The organism is Mucilaginibacter phenanthrenivorans, assembly GCF_024721155.1.
GTDB classification, from domain to species: Bacteria; Bacteroidota; Bacteroidia; order Sphingobacteriales; family Sphingobacteriaceae; genus Mucilaginibacter; species Mucilaginibacter phenanthrenivorans.
Window position 1 is genome coordinate 1 of sequence record NZ_JAHVAP010000025.1, and the last position, 16799, is coordinate 16799.

Annotated in this window: 10 protein-coding genes; 3 read left to right on the forward strand and 7 right to left on the reverse strand. The window is 45.7% G+C overall.

The window, feature by feature from the left end; all coding sequences use genetic code 11:
* Positions 1-327 precede the first annotated feature (327 nt).
* Positions 328-579: a helix-turn-helix domain-containing protein gene (locus tag KXD93_RS30280; protein ID WP_258141307.1), complete on the reverse strand. Its 252-nt coding sequence runs from the start codon at positions 577-579 to the stop codon at positions 328-330.
* 345 nt (positions 580-924) lie between these two features.
* Here KXD93_RS30280 and KXD93_RS30285 point away from each other — a divergent pair, with 345 nt between their 5' ends.
* Together KXD93_RS30285 and KXD93_RS30290 are read left to right on the forward strand one after the other, a co-directional pair.
* Complete coding sequence (locus KXD93_RS30285) at positions 925-1506, forward strand: RNA polymerase sigma factor (protein ID WP_258141308.1); 582 nt, start codon at positions 925-927, stop codon at positions 1504-1506.
* A 353-nt stretch (positions 1507-1859) separates the two neighbouring features.
* Positions 1860-5267 carry an ABC transporter permease gene (locus tag KXD93_RS30290; RefSeq protein WP_258141309.1) on the forward strand — a complete coding sequence of 1136 codons (3408 nt, stop codon included), beginning with the start codon at positions 1860-1862 and terminating at the stop codon, positions 5265-5267.
* A 491-nt stretch (positions 5268-5758) separates the two neighbouring features.
* Here the strand turns inward: KXD93_RS30290 and KXD93_RS30295 are convergent, their stop codons facing one another.
* From KXD93_RS30295 to KXD93_RS30320, 6 genes are all read right to left on the reverse strand, one after another.
* Entirely contained in the window at positions 5759-9229 is a 3471-nt protein-coding gene (locus tag KXD93_RS30295; protein WP_258141310.1) for an ABC transporter permease, read from the reverse strand.
* A 379-nt stretch (positions 9230-9608) separates the two neighbouring features.
* Positions 9609-11999, reverse strand: a complete 2391-nt coding sequence (locus tag KXD93_RS30300) for a TonB-dependent receptor domain-containing protein (protein ID WP_258141311.1) — start codon at positions 11997-11999, stop codon at positions 9609-9611.
* A 35-nt stretch (positions 12000-12034) separates the two neighbouring features.
* A complete protein-coding gene (locus tag KXD93_RS30305; protein ID WP_258141312.1) occupies positions 12035-12808 on the reverse strand; it encodes an ABC transporter permease in 774 nt (257 codons plus the stop codon).
* Between the two features lie 4 nt (positions 12809-12812).
* Entirely contained in the window at positions 12813-13727 is a 915-nt protein-coding gene (locus KXD93_RS30310; protein ID WP_258141313.1) for an ABC transporter ATP-binding protein, read from the reverse strand.
* Positions 13728-13831: 104 nt separating this feature from the next.
* On the reverse strand, positions 13832-14512 hold the full coding sequence (locus tag KXD93_RS30315; RefSeq protein ID WP_258141314.1) for a LytR/AlgR family response regulator transcription factor: 681 nt from the start codon (positions 14510-14512) through the stop codon (positions 13832-13834).
* Positions 14509-15525, reverse strand: a complete 1017-nt coding sequence (locus tag KXD93_RS30320) for a sensor histidine kinase (RefSeq protein WP_258141315.1) — start codon at positions 15523-15525, stop codon at positions 14509-14511. The genes KXD93_RS30315 and KXD93_RS30320 overlap by 4 nt, the downstream gene beginning before the upstream one ends.
* A gap of 327 nt (positions 15526-15852) precedes the next feature.
* On the opposite strand from KXD93_RS30320, the gene KXD93_RS30325 reads away from it, so the two are divergent.
* Positions 15853-16799: FecR family protein (locus KXD93_RS30325; protein ID WP_258141316.1), on the forward strand; the 947-nt coding region annotated here is incomplete at its 3' end.

The following is a 16799-nucleotide window of genomic DNA, read 5'->3' on the forward strand; positions in this document are numbered from 1 at the left end:
CCGATGAATTAGAAAGCGGCCTTATCGTATTTATCGCCTGCGACAGAGGGGATCGCTATTTAAGTTCAAACTTATTTGGTTGATTAAAACGGTTTGCACCTACCCGAATACATTAGATAAAAAGAGGCTGTTTCCATACTTGGAGATTTTGTTGAACTTGATCCTTAACCCACCGAGTAAAAAAATGCTCCTTAAATTGTGACCTTTACAGTTTAATTATTCTATCGGATTTATTTATACATAACTGCGTTAAGGATTGAAGTGAAAAGCCCGCAGCGATAGCGAGGACTTGCAACGAAAAGCCTGGGCCGTAGGCAACGCCAAAAGTTAAATATACTTATTTGCCTTTTCTGGTAGAAAATCTTTTGGAGACAATCCAAAATGATCAGCCAGTTTATCTATATGATTGAGGTTATACTTGGCTCTATGTTTTCTATCCTCAACTTTCGCTATAAAGGAGCGGCCAACTCCTATAATGGTGGCAATGTCCTCTTGTTTAAGATCATTTTTTAAACGCACCTCGGTTACAAAGTCGATTATGTGTTGTTCAATTGCTGATAATTTTACCTTCTCGGACATCAGCCATAAAAAAATAGAAAAAAAATCCAAGATATGACCCACATGTGGGACTTATTTTTTACCTTAGCTATATTCTTGACTTATAAATTAAGTATTTTCGCAGTTCGTGATTAAAAAATATTAAGGACTGCTAACGAGCCTCGCCGCGAAATCTGGTAAATTACTCCGCGAGTGTAAGTGTAGCTTCCGTTCCCTATACCAATAGGGCCGGAGCTCGCTTATGTCATGGGGAGATCTCGAAAGAGATTGGCTTACCAGAGCCACGCGACATGACAGGTGGGTTCCGGCCGTATTATTACTCCCGTTCCGATTTAGTCAGAGGCTTTCATTTTATGATGTTAGCTGATGGCAGATTACAATACCCTTTCCGACAGTGAACTCCTCCAACTTTTAAAAGAGTCGGACCATGCCGCCTACACTGAAATCTACCAACGCTATTTCCATCTTCTTTTCGTCCACGCATACAAGAAGCTAAGGGATGAGAACCAGGCAAAAGACATTGTTCAGGATATATTTGCTTCCCTTTGGTTCAAACGAGAATCAGGAATACAGGGGAGCAATCTCGGCGGTTACCTATATACCGCTGTCAGAAACCGGATATTCGATCTATTTGCCCATGATCAGGTAAAGTCGAAATACCTCGACTCACTAAATGAATATATGCAAACCCATTCTGCCATCCCTACTGATTACCTTGTCCGCGAGAACGATCTGAAAAAATATATTGAAAAAGAAATCCAGGCGCTTCCTCCTAATATGAAACTTATTTTTGAGCTCAGCAGAAAGGATAACTTAACCCATAAAGAGATCGCTGAGAAATTGAACACTTCGGAGAATAACGTTTCAAAACAATTGAATAACGCTTTAAGGGTGCTTAAAACTAAACTAGGCATTATTATTTATCTCTTCTTTTTGATCAAATTGTAAAAAACTGTTATTTTTCTCTTTTGGTGGCGCACTATTATTCGAGTTATTATTTGCTTTTTTAATGGCTTCTCATGAGGGCTAAAGCCGTTTCCACTTATAATGGCGCACCCAGCGGTTTGATGATCATCGTTAGTCATTCAACTCTCGTTAATGCAATAAGACCCGGCAGGCTAAATGGAAACCAAATAGTGTTGCACTATCCAGTAGCGTTCACAGTTTGCAACCGACGCCAATAACTAAAACCGGACATATAAGGCGTTCGCTTCTGTTACAGTTTGTAAATTTCACTTGAAGTAATCTGTTATCAGTCAATTATTTATAGGTTTGGAACAAAAATTGGACTATTAAGCCACTTGCATTCTTTCATATTTCATATTGGTGTTTATGAGCTCCTTTGCCTGGGGGCTTTATTCAGCGCGCTCACGGTGGCCTTACTTTTAGCGGTCGCCGGAAAGCAGGCGCCGGCTGCTGCATTATGGTTAAGCCCATCCCTCGTGGTTATGGCCCTGCACCTGGCGCAGTTACCGGTAGACCTTTCATTGGCGTTGGGGCCGTTGTTGTATTTTTTTACCCGCAAAATTGTCCGGCCGGAGCAGATTTTGCGCAGCAAGGACTGGGCTCATTTCAGTGTTGCGTTACTCCATCCGCTGGTGCCGGCCTGGCTGGTGCCCGTTTTCCTTCTCGTTTACCTGTACCTGTCTTACCGGGTGATACAGCAATTTTACGATGGCATGCAGCCGGTATTAATGGACAGGCCCCGGTTGATGTTCCGGCGGCTGGAAACGTTTTTGTACTTGCTTACTTTCAGCGCTTTGCTATGGTTGTTCAGCGATGTTTTTGCGTTGGCCTTCGCCATAATACTGATCGTTATGGCAGCGCAGGTAATTGTAAAGCCGGGCGCTATGATGGCAACACCGCAGCCAAATCGCATCGACGGCGACTTGCGTGAAAAAAGCCGGTGGCTGAAGGGAACGGTAAAGGAGCAGCGTTTATACGAAGACCCCAACCTGACCCTTCCTTCGCTCGCGGCTGAGCTGGCCATACCTGTCCATGAATTATCGCGCATCATCAACCTAGGCCTCAAAAAGAACTTCAACGACTTTATCAATGAACTCCGGGTAAAAGAAGTGTCCCGGAAAATGCAGCAGCCCGCTTATGACCAACTCACCCTGCTGGGGATCGCCTACGAATCAGGTTTCAATTCCAAGACCACATTTAACCGGGTTTTCCGCGAATTTACCGGCAAAAGCGCCGCCGAATACAAAAACGAACTCGAAAAACAGCGCCCAAGTTATAATCCGGGCCTTCCGCAACGACTGCAGCCGGTATTATTGCATCCAGAGAGTCCGCCTAACCGGGCTTATGGCATTTTCAAACGCAATTTTATGATCAGGAATTACATCAAGACCGCCTGGCGCGGTTTGCTCAGGAACAAGTCGCAAAGCATCATTAATACTTCAGGGCTTGCTGTCGGACTGGCCTGCAGCCTGTTGATCCTGTTATGGGTACAGAACGAGTACAGTACGGATGCCTTCTTTGCAGGCAGCGAACGGTTATTTAAAGTTTATAAAAGCGATTTCTACAACAAAACAGAAACCGGTAGTTATGAAATGCCGGGCATCCTGGCGGACGAATTAAAAAGAAGCTATCCTGATATCCAATATGCGACCAATATGGGCTTCGGTGAGACCAGCACTTTCCAGGCCGGTGACAAAGTCGTTAAGATGAACGGCAATTCAGCGGGTGTGGATTTCTTTAAAATGTTCAGTTACCGGCTGCTGGCCGGTCACGCGCAAACCGCACTGAACACACCATCAGCTATCGCCATATCAAAAAAAATGGCCGGGATATTTTACGGCAGCCCCGAGCAGGCCATAGGAAAAATGATCCGCTACCAGAACCGGAAAGATTTCAAAGTCAGCGCCGTATTTGATGACCTGCCCGCGAATTCGTCGCAAAGCTTTGACTTCCTGCTCAACTGGGACACTTTCCTGGAGAATAATTCCTGGGCAAAGGAAATGGGCAATAACGGGCCTAACGCTTATGTGATGCTGCGGCCACAGGCGAATTCAGCAGCCGTTAACACCAAGATCGCCCGGTTCTTTGACCTGTACTGGCATATCGACCGTAAAAAGGCTATCGCTTACACTGACCTGGCCCTGCAACCCTATGCTGATGCTTATCTGAACAATAATATACAAAGCGGCAAGCCTGATGGTGGTCGTGTCCGGTATGTACGTCTTTTCAGTATCATCGCTGTTTTTATCCTGCTGATCGCCTGTATCAATTTCATGAACCTGATGACGGCACGATCGGTGAAAAGGGCGAAAGAAGTCGGCGTACGCAAGGCGATCGGTGCATTGCGCCCGGCGCTCATCGGCCAGTTTATCTCGGAAGCCTTGATCGTCACCGCGCTGGCGGTTGTGCTGGCTTTGCCCTTACTCCTGCTGGCGCGGCCCTGGTTCAATGAACTGGTACAAAAGCAGATCGGATTGCCTTTCGGCCGGCCGCTTTTTTGGTTGGAGCTGTTGGGTATCACCATGATCACCGGCCTGCTATCCGGCCTGTACCCGGCTTTGTTCCTGTCCGCGTTTAAGCCGGTCAGGGTACTGAAAAGTACCATCAAACTGGATAGCGGTACTTTACTGTTGCGTAAGGGGCTGGTCGTGTTCCAATTCGTATTGTCCGTGCTGCTCATCACGGGCACGGTCATCGTTTCCCGGCAAATGCGCTATATGGAATCCAAGGATCTGGGCTATAGCCGCGAGAACGTGGTCTATATGCCGGTTGAGGGGGAATTGGACGCCAAATACGCGGTATTTAAAAATGAACTGTTAAACCAGCCCGGGATACAGGCAGTAAGCCGCATCAATATAGCGCCGATCGATATTTATGGCAGCAGTGCGGCAGTAGATTGGATCGGTCATGATCCGAAGATGAACACACAGGTTACCCACGCCGTTATCGGTTATGACTATTTCAAAACAATGAAGCTGAGGCTGCTGGCGGGCCATGAGTTTGCTGCTGATCATCCGGCGGATACTTCGGGCTATATCCTGAACGAAACGGCTGTCACGCTGACCGGCTATAAAGACCCGGTTGGAAAGCCCTTTACCTGGCTGGGCAAAAAGCGCATGATCGTGGGCGTGGTTAAAGACTTTCATTTTCACTCCCTGCATGAAACGGTAGGCCCAATGGTACTGGCCTCCGGCGAAAACCAGCAGGGCGGCGTCATATTGATCAGGACACAACCAGGTAAAACACCAACCGCGCTGGCAGAAATTCAGCAATTGAGCAAACAACTTAATCCGGCTTTTCCTCCGGTCATTTATTTTACTGACCAGGAATATGCCCATTTATATCAAAATGACCAGATCATTAACAGGCTGGCTGACACGTTCGCGATGCTGGCCATCTTCATTTCCTGCCTCGGTCTGTTGGGTCTTGTCTTGTTCACGGCCGAACAAAGGGTTAAAGAGATCGGTATCCGCAAGGTGCTTGGCGCGGGCGTAAACACCTTATTTGTTCTCTTGTCACGCGAGTTTATCTTGCTGATCGTTATCGCGATCGCTATCGCCATGCCGCTGGCCTGGTATACCACTAACGGCTTTCTGCAAAGTTTTGTTTACCGTGCACCGCTGCAATGGTGGGTATTTGCACTTTCCGCTGGTGTGATCATTTTTATCGCGCTGATTACCATCAGTTTTCAGATCATTAAAGTGGCTCTGGTCAATCCGGTAAAAAGCTTACGGAGCGAGTAATCGTTGTTTCCAGCTTGCGCGGGGCGTGTTGGTTTTAGTCGAAAGACTGGTTAATACGGCCCGGGTGGTTCCGGGCCGCTTATTGATTTTTGTCAAATCCGGCCGTTATAACTTCTGGCGAATCAGGATAGCAAATGTGCCATCATATGTGGAAACGGCTTTAGCCCTCATGAGAAGCCATTAAAAAAGCAAATAATAACTCGAATAATAGTGCGCCACTAAAAGAGAAAAATTGTAAATAACATACGGTGAGTTTACAATTATTACAAAAGAAGAGTTTACATTCTCAATACTCTATAAAAAAATTGTCAGAGCAGTCTTACCACCCAAAAGCAAATTTGCGATGCCTATTTCTAATTATTTCCTGTTATTAAAACTTAGGGGAAGCAGGATAATCAAAAATGAAGATATCATAATTAAAAATAAATGCGTTCCGTATCTCACCCCGGAACGCACCACATTGTTTTTACTATAAGTCCTTAGTAGCAACATCATTCCGAGCGAAGGCTTTTCAACGGGTTGGTCAATGCCGCTTTGATGCTGTGATAACTTACTGTGATTAAAGTGATGATCAAAGCGCCTGCTCCGGTCAATGCAAAAACCCACCAGGAGAGTCCGGTACGATAAATATAATGCTGTAGCCACTGATGCATGAAATACCAGGAGAACGGCACGGCAATGAGCAACGCGATACACACCAGGATGACAAATTCTTTGGATAAAGAACCCCAGATGCTCATCACCGATGCGCCCAACACCTTGCGGATACCGATCTCTTTGATGCGCTGTTCTGCTACAAATGATGCCACACCGAATAATCCAAGGCATGATATGAAGATGGCGAGCACCGCGAACACGGAGGCCAGCTTTCCGGTACGTTCCTCGGCTAAGAATTTTTGCGCATATTCACTATCCGCGAACTTATAATTGAAAGGCGCTTCCGGCGCGAATTTTTTAAAGACCGCTTCGATCCTGGCTAATGCACCGGCAACGGGCATGCCGGCCCTGAGTTTCAAATTGATCACGTTGAATGACCGCTCGCGGTCATCCATTAAAAACACCACCGGAGTTACCGGATCGAAAGGTGAATTCATGACCATGTCTTTCACCACACCAAGCACCTTCCAGTCTTTACCATGCCATTTAATGGTTTCTCCTACGGGTTCTTTCAACCCCATCTGCCTGATAGCTGCCTCATTAAATAAAAAGCCTGATGAATCACTCAGGAACTGCCTGGAGAAACTCCTGCCTTCCTTCATTTTCCAGTCTACAACGCTGCCAAAATCGGGATCGACCAGTACAGTGCCGAATACCTCCTGCCGGTTGGGGTCTTTTCCCCTCCAGCTCAGGTTATCTGCCGACGACCAGACGCCGGTTGTTGGATTAGACGACGGGGATACGCCGGATACTGCGCCTGTGTTCAACAGTTCCTGGCGGAAAGCCCTGTACTCCTTGATCGCGTTGTAAGGAATCGATACGAGATTGTCCCGATTATAACCGACCGGCCTGTCCTTTGCGAATTCAATTTGTTTGAAAACAACAATGGTGCCGATGATGATGGTAACCGAAACTGCGAATTGAAGAACCACGAGTATTTTACGTGGCATGGCGGCGGCAGGCCCCGCTTTGAAGGTGCCCTTTAATACTTTTACCGCATTAAACGAAGACAAGTAAAGCGCCGGGTAACTGCCTGCGATAAGCCCAGTGAAAAGGCAAAAACTAAAGCAGGTCAGCCAAACCAGCGGGTTAGTCCAGATCAGATGAAGGTCCTTGCCTGAAACATCATTGAAAAACGGCAAAGCCAGCCAGGACAGCAGTACGGCTATCACAAATGACACGGCGACGATCAGAAAGGATTCGCTTAGAAACTGCGCGACCAACTGACCGCGCAAGGAGCCGATGGCTTTACGTATGCCAACCTCTTTAGCGCGCCTTTCGCTCCGTGCCGTGCTCAGGTTCATAAAATTGATGCAGGCCAGAAGCAGAACGAATAAGCCGATAACGCCGAAGAGCCATACGAACTGCAACCTTCCCGGCACGGCAACCCCGTCCTTAAACTCGTAAAGATGCCACTGCCGCATCGGAAATAAAACCAGAGCGGGCCTGGTAGCATCTTTCCTGCGTTCATACAGGATGTTCCGTATTTTATGGGATACTTGCGGCGGCTGACTTCCCTCATTCAGCAAGGCAAAAACCTGGAACGAACTATCGTACCAGTTATTCATGTCTCCGGTACTTTTAAACAGGAGACGGATAGGCGCTATAAATTCAACATTACCAAACTGCGTGTTCCGGGGCAGGTCTTGATACACCCCGGCAACCTGAACCAGGTAGGCATCGCTGATTTTGATTATTTTGTTGATGGGATCAGCATCTCCGAACACGGCCCGCGCGAGTGATTCATTGATCAGTATGGTGCCCGGTATCTTAAAGGCTGTTTTCGAGCCCTTCACCATATTCAACGTGATGATATCGGTCATTGCAGGCTCGGCAAAACAGCCAGTCCGGGAAAAGGCATGATTATGATAATTGATGCTTTGCTCGTAGGTAACTGCGGCGGCAACAGCTTTAAAGTCGCTGCCATACTGGCCCCGCAACTCTTTTGAAAGCGGAAAGGGCTGCGAGGCCTGCGTTGCCAGCCCGCCGCTGACGTTCTTATTGGCCAGCACCTGCACAATGCGGTCATAATTCGTGTTGAATTTATTGAATGACAATTCGTCCCAGATCCATAAACCGATTAGCATGGCCACTGCCATACCCACGGCAAGGCCGCTGATATTGATGAACGAAGAAACTTTGTTCCTGGTCGTATTCCGCCAGGCGATTCTCAAATAATTTTTAAACATATGATTGCTGTTTACCTGGTTCGAAATTACCGCTGCCGGTCGGGAACCATATGTCAAGTTATAAGATGACAGTTGTTTTTTATACGCTGCAGGCGTTTTTCCGGTCAACTGTTTGAATGCGCGGTGAAAGGTGCTGGGTGAGTTAAAACCGGAATCATAAGCTATGCCCTCCAGGGTGAGCTGATCAAAAGCCGGGTTCTGTATCTTACTGACCACATCGGCTACGCGATACTCATTGACAAAGTCATTGAAACTTTTTTTAAGTACAGTATTGACGATCGCGGACAACTCGTGGGTAGTGAGCCCGAGCTTATCAGCCAGTGTGGTCAAACTTAGTTCTTGGTCTTTATAATAAGCACCGCTCTTCATCATTTGTTTAAGCCAGCGAGCTGTATGTTTAAATTCATCCGTCGATGGTAATTTCAAAAAGTACGGTTCATCTGCCGGCGAGTGAATCTCGGGCTTTAAGATCACCATTCCGGCCGTCCCAATCGCGGAGCCTGCCAAAAGGAGGTATAAAGGATAGAATAAGTTCGTTGCCTGACTATTGTTGTATAAGCAAGCAATCATATAAAAAGGTATCCACAATAACCATAAAAAGGCGAAACCTGTCATTAAATTGTGCAGCAACTTTAATTTCAGCCGGTAACGGTCACTGCCCTTAAATTTTAACGCCAGGGAAAAGTCTTTGATCAACTTTTGGGCGGCACACAAATAGCCGCAAACCGAAATAAATATCAGGAATTGAAATACCGTGTTCAGCCACGGAACACTTGATGTATTATACATAGCTGCTATGGCTTCTACCAAAGAGGGGCAGAAATGCAGCAGGTCGAGGGAGCGGAATTTGCAGTCCGGCTTTGCTATGCTCCATACATAAAAATAAATAAGCGGGCCTAAAGCCAGCAAAAATTGCGGTAGTTCCAGGTCAATGTCAGTGTCCAAAGCCCGGAGCATCGCACTAACGGTAATCAGGAGGATCAGGCCAAGGATCCTGTTCGCAGCCTTGTTGCCTTTTTGCACAAGCAATAACATTAGGCTGAAAGCGAACCCAACAAATATGGCCCCCAGGAAAGCCAGGTTATAGAAATCAATATGAAAGGTGTATGTTTTCAAATTACAAACTTGCATCAATCTTCGTTCCGTAATTTTAAACAATTTATAAACAGATAGATAGAAATTAGTGATCAAAAAAAGTGTTACAGATCCGAACATGACAATGTGCGGATTTAGATGTAAAAAAAAGGTCTGGAACCGCAATTGCGTAAAGTCTTCTTGTGTGTAAAGTGTAAACTCACCTTGTGTTACTCACACAAATTGTCAATTATTAGCTATTGATGCACCACTTTTTGTAGCTTTTAATGCACCACGTTATTGGTAGGTACCGGGACTCATTAACATCATTAATGCTGAAAAACGAAAGCTGGGTGCAAAAAGTTGAAGATTAACGTTCATACCTTTGTTATACCTGCAGATTGAAATTAGAACCGGTCTGTCAATTCGTTCTCCTGCTCTCATCCTCGGTACCGGTTTGATGTCTTTTTGCCGGTTTTACCTTATTGCTGCCGAAGCGATAATTGAAAGCAACCCGCAGTAGCCGTGTTTCGCCGCCGCTGATGGTTTGCAGTTGCTGACCCGATACATTACTCGATACTTGATTCTTCTGGGTATGGAAAATATCGGTCACCGCTACCCTTAACGAGCCCTTACCGGCAAATAAACTTTTTTGAATACCCGCGTCTACATCGCTGTTTGCTTTGCTTTTAAAGGTACCTTGCAAGATGGCCGGTGAATTGTATAGGGTGGTCAGTTCCGCCCGGTAACCTTTACCCAGGTCAAAGTCTTGCTGTAAAAAGGCTTCCAGCGCATAAGTACTCAAATTGATGCCCGGCGATTGGTAGCGGCTGTAATAACTGTTCATGTTGGCCTGCGCGCTGTACCATTTCAGTTCAATTGGGTAACTTGCGGTTAGGCTGGTGATATCCTGTTCCGCAAGATTTTTATTGATAAGTACATACCTCGAATGCCCCACGGTATCGGCCTCGATAGCAAAAACGCCGGTTACATGACTATAGTTTAAGCTGATGTTCAATTTCTGCCCGTAAAGGTAGGCCAGGCTCAGGCTATTGGTATACTGGGGCTGTAATTGCGTGTTACCGGCCCTGGCGCTATAATCATCGATCCTATAAACAAAAGGATTTAAAAAGGAATAAGAAGGCCTGTCCAGCCTGCGGCTAAAGTTCAGCGTCCATTGCTGCGCATCCGTCGCTTTCCAGGTCAATGCCCCCGAAGGGAACAAGCCGGTATAATCGCGGTTGAAAACCGAATCGGGTGTACTGCTGTAAGGCATCGATAAGCCTTTGGCCGAAGTCCGTTCTGCCCGCACGCCCAGTTGCATCGTCCAGTGTTTCCAGTCCCGGTTATAGTTCAAATAGACAGCCTGGATCTGTTCTTTGTATTCAAAATTATCGCTTAACGCATTGTTTAAAACATCGCCTGCGGCCAATACGTTAAACTGCTTCAGGTCATTTTTACTGTCGGTGGAGGAAACTTTGGCGCCAAAACCCAGTTTGCCCTGCCAAAGGTTCTGTTCATAGTCCGCTTTGATGCTGAAAATATCGATGGCCGTGGGTGATAGGATATGATAAGTATCACCGTAAAGAAAGGTATTGCCAGATCCATCGTAGTAATTATTCGGTTGCAGCTGGTCATTGCTGATCCGGAACAGGTCGTAGTCGGCATCTATTCCAAGCGTATGCCCGTTCTTGTCCGCATAGCGATAATTAGCGTTAAAGCTTCCGCTGTTACGCTGCCTTGTTGTATTGTTCCCGGCCAGCAGTATCTTATTCACCTGCCCTGTGGGGATAAAAGTGATCGGCGTAATACTATTGCCATCGGTATTATAACTGGCAAAAGAACCGCCAGCGATGAATCCGGCGCTGCTGGTTTTGTTCAGTTGCTGGTCGAGTCCCACCTGCAAATTATGAGCGGTTAGGTGGTTCAATTGATTATAACGTTGGTTAAATGCGGTATCGCGCAATACCCGGTCGGTATTGATGTATGCCGCGCTTTTGCGGTCGTTAAAATTATAGGTGCCGTAAATATTAGTATTACCCTCGCGGTGGTTTAAGTTCAGGCCTGTACTGTAACTGGAATGAGAGCCGATGCTGTAAGCAGCGTTAACGCTGCCATTGGTGCCAAACGCTGTATTCTTTTTCAGCCGGATATTGATGATCCCGGCGCTGCCCGCCGCATCAAATTTGGCCGATGGATTGGCGATGATCTCGATAGCATCGATCTGAGACGCCTGTAGCGAATGCAGGAACGCAGCCAGATCATCTCCGCTCAACGGGCTGGGCTTGCCATTAATGTATATCTGAACACCATTCTTACCATTCAGCATCAGTCCGCCGTTCTGGTCAACGGTAACGCCGGGTGCTTTGCGCAGCAGTTCCAATCCGTCCTGGCCGATAGCAGTCACACTGCTACCCACATTGAGGATCAGTTTATCGGTATGCACTTCGATCAATGGCCTGGAGGCCGTAATCGCTACCTCTTTGAGATTTTTTACGGCCTTCAATAAAACAAGGTCGGGCATTTGTGTTATACCGTTATCAGTTAAACTGACCGGGACGGAGTTCTTCATTTCATAACCAATATGGCTGACTGAAAAAAAATAGCTGCCTGCGGGAGCTTGCAACCGGTAAAGCCCGGACGCGTCTGTTACGGCCAGTTTAACCGTGGTGGAGTCCTTTGTTCTTTTCAGGATGAGCGCCGCTCCCTTGAGGGGTTGACCGCTTTGGTCTTTAACGATTCCTGTAATTTGCTGTGCTTTGACGGAAAGTATGGTCAATAGCGTAGCTACCGAAAGCAATAATGTTTTCATTTGATTTGAATTGAATAATGATAAAATGAGTTGGCTTATCCTTTTTCTTTCAGGTTGCGGATGTTCCAGGTACCAAAAATCAGGGCAACTACAAAGCAGATCGATGAATTGATCATCAGTTGCGGCAGCTTTTCAGGATGTTTGCTGAAATCTGAAAAGAACATCAATGGTGCGTACATGTAAGGGTAATAAATGATCTTGTCCCAATCCAGCAACACCACCCCGGTTATCCATAAACCCATGCCGATGCCTAATGGCGTGGCGAAGTTTTTAAAGCGCAGGCTGAGCCAGTATTGGATAGCCATTACAGGCAGGATACCTAAGTAAATCCTTGCCGCAGTGGCAATAATTTCGGTAAAAGGGATTGTATTATCTGAAACATGATAGTTTGCGTTGGCCGCGCCTACCGCCAGTCCTGATAAAGTGAAGAATAGGCTGAATAAAATGAAGAAAGATAAAACGAGTGTGTTGATCACGATCAGTTTGGAAAAGAAGATGTCCCCAAACCTGCGTGGTGACGCATAAACTTGCTTCCAGGTATTGTTGCGAAATTCGATCTGAACGATAAGGCTGGTGATGAGTATGGCATAAACAGGCACAATAATAGCTGCCGTGTTTTTCCACACGAACTGCAAATAAGGCAACCAAAAACCTGGCTGCATCCGGTGCGTCATCACATCTGGCCGTTCCAGGCAAATGATAAAATCGATAATGGGTACAAATAAGGCGGCGATCAGGGTGATCCATATCACGGATGTCCTTTTAGCTTTCAGGAACTCGGCGCGGGTATTTAAAATAAAAGTGCTCATGGTTTTAGTTGTTGATGATTTGCATGAATAGGTCTTCGAGGTCGCTTTTTAATAAAGTTAGCTGGTAGATATTGATTTGGTTTTGCTCCCATATCCGGGCAATTTCGGCAACTTGCTCTTTGTTTTGAATGCTGATATGCAGTTGGCCGTTGGTCGGTATCACAGTAAAGCTACCCTCAACGAGCGCGGTTGCTTTAAGCGGATCGTCTACCTCGGCAGCCAAAGTCAACGCAGCGGTTTTAAATTGCTGTAGCTCGGGCAAGGTACCCTGGAAGATCAGTTGGCCTTGATTAATGATCCCTAAATGCGTAACAATCTTTTCTACTTCCGGCAACAGGTGGCTGGAGATCAAAATAGTGATGCCCTTTTCCTGGTTCAACTTGCGGAGCAGGTCGCGGATCTCGATAATCCCATTCGGGTCAAGCCCGTTAGTAGGTTCATCAAGGATCAACAGGTCGGGTTGGTGCAACAAAGCAATCGCGATAGCCAGCCTTTGCTTCATGCCTAAAGAATATTCTTTGGCCTTTTTGCCGGCAGCCAGCTGTAAGCCCACAATAGCCAATACTTCGCTTATCCGGCTTTTGTCGCAGCCATAAGAAAGCCGGAACACTTCCAGGTTTTCCCGGCCAGTTAAATGCCCGTAAAGCGAGGGTTGTTCAATGAGTGAACCTATCCGTTTTAAAACAGCAATCCGGTTTGGCCAAAAATCCTGGCCGAAGATTTGAATGGATGATTGCTCCTGTTTGATCAGTCCCAATAATAATCTAAGGGTGGTCGTCTTACCTGCCCCGTTTGGCCCTAAAAAACCGTAGATGCTCCCGGCAGGTACCTGGAGGTTAATATCCTTCAGGATAGGTAGGCCCGGGTGGAAAGAGAAATCTAATTTCCGGGTTTCGATAATATTTGATCGTAATTCCATTGCTGTTATTGTTTTACAGTAACAAAGGAATGTTTTACCGAAACCAACAAAGAATTAAATCATCAAAGGGAGGATTTTAGCCGTCAACGGCCAGAAATTCGACCTTAAGTTAAACGCTTCATCAATTCATCGCGGTATTGATCGCCGATGGGTATTTTAATCGCTCCAATTAAAATAGTGTTGCGTTCGATACTATTTATCTTATTCAAAGCAATAACGAAGGACCGGTGAACCCTGACAAAGCCGGTTGCCGGAAGCTTTTCTAAAAGGGCCGTGATACTGAGTAAGGTATTAATGGATTGTCCGGTGGTATGGATGCAAACATAGTCCTTCATCCCTTCAATGTACAGGACCTCGTTTAAGGCAACCCGGAGCGTTTTATAATCGGATTTGATAAATAAATGATCCGGATGGATAGTCGTTGCGGATGGCTGCAACCTTTGCTGTGCCTTCTGTACCCCCTTTAAAAACCGGTCAAACGGAATCGGCTTGATCAAATAGTCCACTGCGTCCACCTCAAAGCCCTCGGGTGCGAATTGCGAATAAGCGGTGGTAAAAATGACCAGCGGTGTTTTTTTTAGTGTCCGCAGGAAAGCAAGGCCGTTGATGTCCGGCATTTCAATATCCAGGAACAGCAGGTCGACAGGTTCGCCCGTTAGCAAGGGCAAAGCTTCAAGGGCATTGGTAAAAGTTCCCACCAATTCCAGAAATGGCAATCGTCCCACGTAGTTCTCGATCACCTCCAGGGCTAAAAACTCGTCATCTATGGCCACACACCTGATCATTTTTTTATGGGGAGGTTTAATATAAGTGTTGCAGTAAAAATACCATCCTTTTCTTGTAGTTTCAACTGGTGTGCACCTGGGTAAAGCAGGCTGAGCCGCCGTTTCAGATTGCTTAAGCCTATCCCGCCTGCAATAGCATTAGTCTCTTTCCTCATTTGATTACTTGTTGTTAGCTGAATGGTGACAGAACTAACCTGTAATAATATAGTAAGCGGCATGGTTCCGTGCTTAAAAACGTTTTCAATCAGAGGTAGTAACAATAAGGGTTCTATTTGTAGATTGCCAATATCCCCCGTAACTATTATTGGCGGATAACCCGCTGATTTGGTTTTCAACTGCTGCAAAGAGATATATGTATTGATCATGTCCACTTCTTGCCTTAACGGTACCTGCGCGACATCGGTTTCATACAGCATATAACGCATGATCCCCGATATTTTCAATATCGTCTCCGGCGTCTCCGGTGCTTGTTTTAAAGCCAGTGCATATAAATTATTGAGGGAATTAAAGAAAAAATGGGGGTTTACCTGTGCCTTTAAAAAATCCAATTCTGTTTTGAGCTGTTGGTTTTCTTTTTCTTTTTCCAATTGCTTTTGCCTGAACCAGTCGGTACTGAACCGGATCAATATGGCCAATACTAAGAACCAGGTAATATTCAGGCAGTTTATCCAAATGCTTTGCAAAAAAGAAAACTGGCCTGAAGCCGTTTGTAGGTACCGAACACCGGACAATACCACTGCGAACACCCCCACCAATACGATGTTAAAGGAAATAAAACGTCCTATTCTCAACCTGGCCAGTGCCGCCGGGATCAGGTAAAGGTAATTGCTGTAAAAAATGATGGCCTGGAAAATAAATTTCGGGCCGTACCGTGTTAAAAACTCAAAGAAGCTGCGTCCGGCCGCATTTCCATTGTATACTGCTGACGCATAGGCGATCCATGCCAGACCATGCAGCAACAACGGCAGGTAACGGTCAATAACTCCCCGGTATTTGGATTGATGAAACAGCATACTATGCGATGTTACACAATATTTTATTCGGATTGAAAAGTTTCCTTTAACGTGCTTTTTTTATCTACAAACGATTGGATTTTTGCCCTCAAACCAGTTGAGTAAAAATTCACCTTCGGGCAGTTTTTGAGATTACCTCAATCAAACCGTAAAGAGTAATCAAATTAATGTGATGAAAAAGTGTAGCACCAATAGCTATAAAAACTGGTGCATCATAAGCTATAAAATCACACAAATTGTAAAAAAACCGTTAATTATTTTTCCTTCTACTTCCTTTCTAAATGTCCTGCCCGTTTAGTGTTAAAAATTGGTTAATCCCATATTAACATGGAAAAGGAAGAACTTAAGGAACTTTTCAAGAAGTATCACGAGGGCAAATGCACCGAAGAAGAAAAAGCTTTGCTGGAAGCCTGGTACCTGCAGTTTAATGAGCATGATTTAGATATTACGCCAAGAAGGATAAAAGCCATAGGAAACAGAATTTTCAGGGAGTTGCCGGGAAACCAAAGTGCTTTTTTAAAGATAGGCGTAAAACTGTTAAGCGCCGCTGTTCTAATTGGCATACTACTTACTATCACCATAAAATTCCTACCCTCCTTTAATAACCCAGAGAAGCTACCCACCAAACAGGATATCGCGCCCGGCACGAATGCGGCCATACTGACGCTATCAAATGGTAAGAGGATCAATTTAAGTAAGGCTGGAACCGGACAGCTTGCGTCACAGTCAGGCATCCTAATCTATAAAACAACCAATGGTCAGATTACCTATATGAAAGTTGGAAACAGCGATCAGGGTGAGGCAAATACAATAAATAACATTTCTACTCCCAAAGGTGGGCAGTGGCAGGTGATCTTACCCGACGGGAGCAAAGTCTGGCTCAATTCGGCTTCATCCTTTAACTATCCGGCTTCATTCAAAAATCAAAAGGAACGCATAGTCGAATTAAACGGAGAAGCGTACTTTGAAGTAGCCAAGGACAACCTTCATCCATTTATTGTCAAAACAGATAAGCAGTCTGTCCAGGTATTGGGCACCCATTTCAATATCAACTCCTATCCCGATGAGCCAAATGTTAAAACCACCTTAGCAGAAGGCAGCATTAAGGTTACAGACTTAGCCGGTGAAACGAAGCAGCTTGTCCCCGGGAAAATGTCTGTTTTAAGAAATGGTAGCTTAACGATAGCCGACGCAAATATCGAAGAAGCACTGGCCTGGAAAAACGGCTATTTCCGCTTTAATGATGAAAATATCCAAAGTATCATGCGCAAACT

Coding starts and splice junctions, on each gene's coding strand:
- KXD93_RS30310 (WP_258141313.1), bottom strand. CDS start 13,727: ATGGAATTACGATCAAATATTATCGAAACCCGGAAATTAGATTTCTCT.
- KXD93_RS30315 (WP_258141314.1), bottom strand. CDS start 14,512: ATGATCAGGTGTGTGGCCATAGATGACGAGTTTTTAGCCCTGGAGGTG.
- KXD93_RS30280 (WP_258141307.1), bottom strand. CDS start 579: ATGTCCGAGAAGGTAAAATTATCAGCAATTGAACAACACATAATCGAC.
- KXD93_RS30320 (WP_258141315.1), bottom strand. CDS start 15,525: ATGCTGTTTCATCAATCCAAATACCGGGGAGTTATTGACCGTTACCTG.
- KXD93_RS30300 (WP_258141311.1), bottom strand. CDS start 11,999: ATGAAAACATTATTGCTTTCGGTAGCTACGCTATTGACCATACTTTCC.
- KXD93_RS30305 (WP_258141312.1), bottom strand. CDS start 12,808: ATGAGCACTTTTATTTTAAATACCCGCGCCGAGTTCCTGAAAGCTAAA.
- KXD93_RS30285 (WP_258141308.1), top strand. CDS start 925: ATGGCAGATTACAATACCCTTTCCGACAGTGAACTCCTCCAACTTTTA.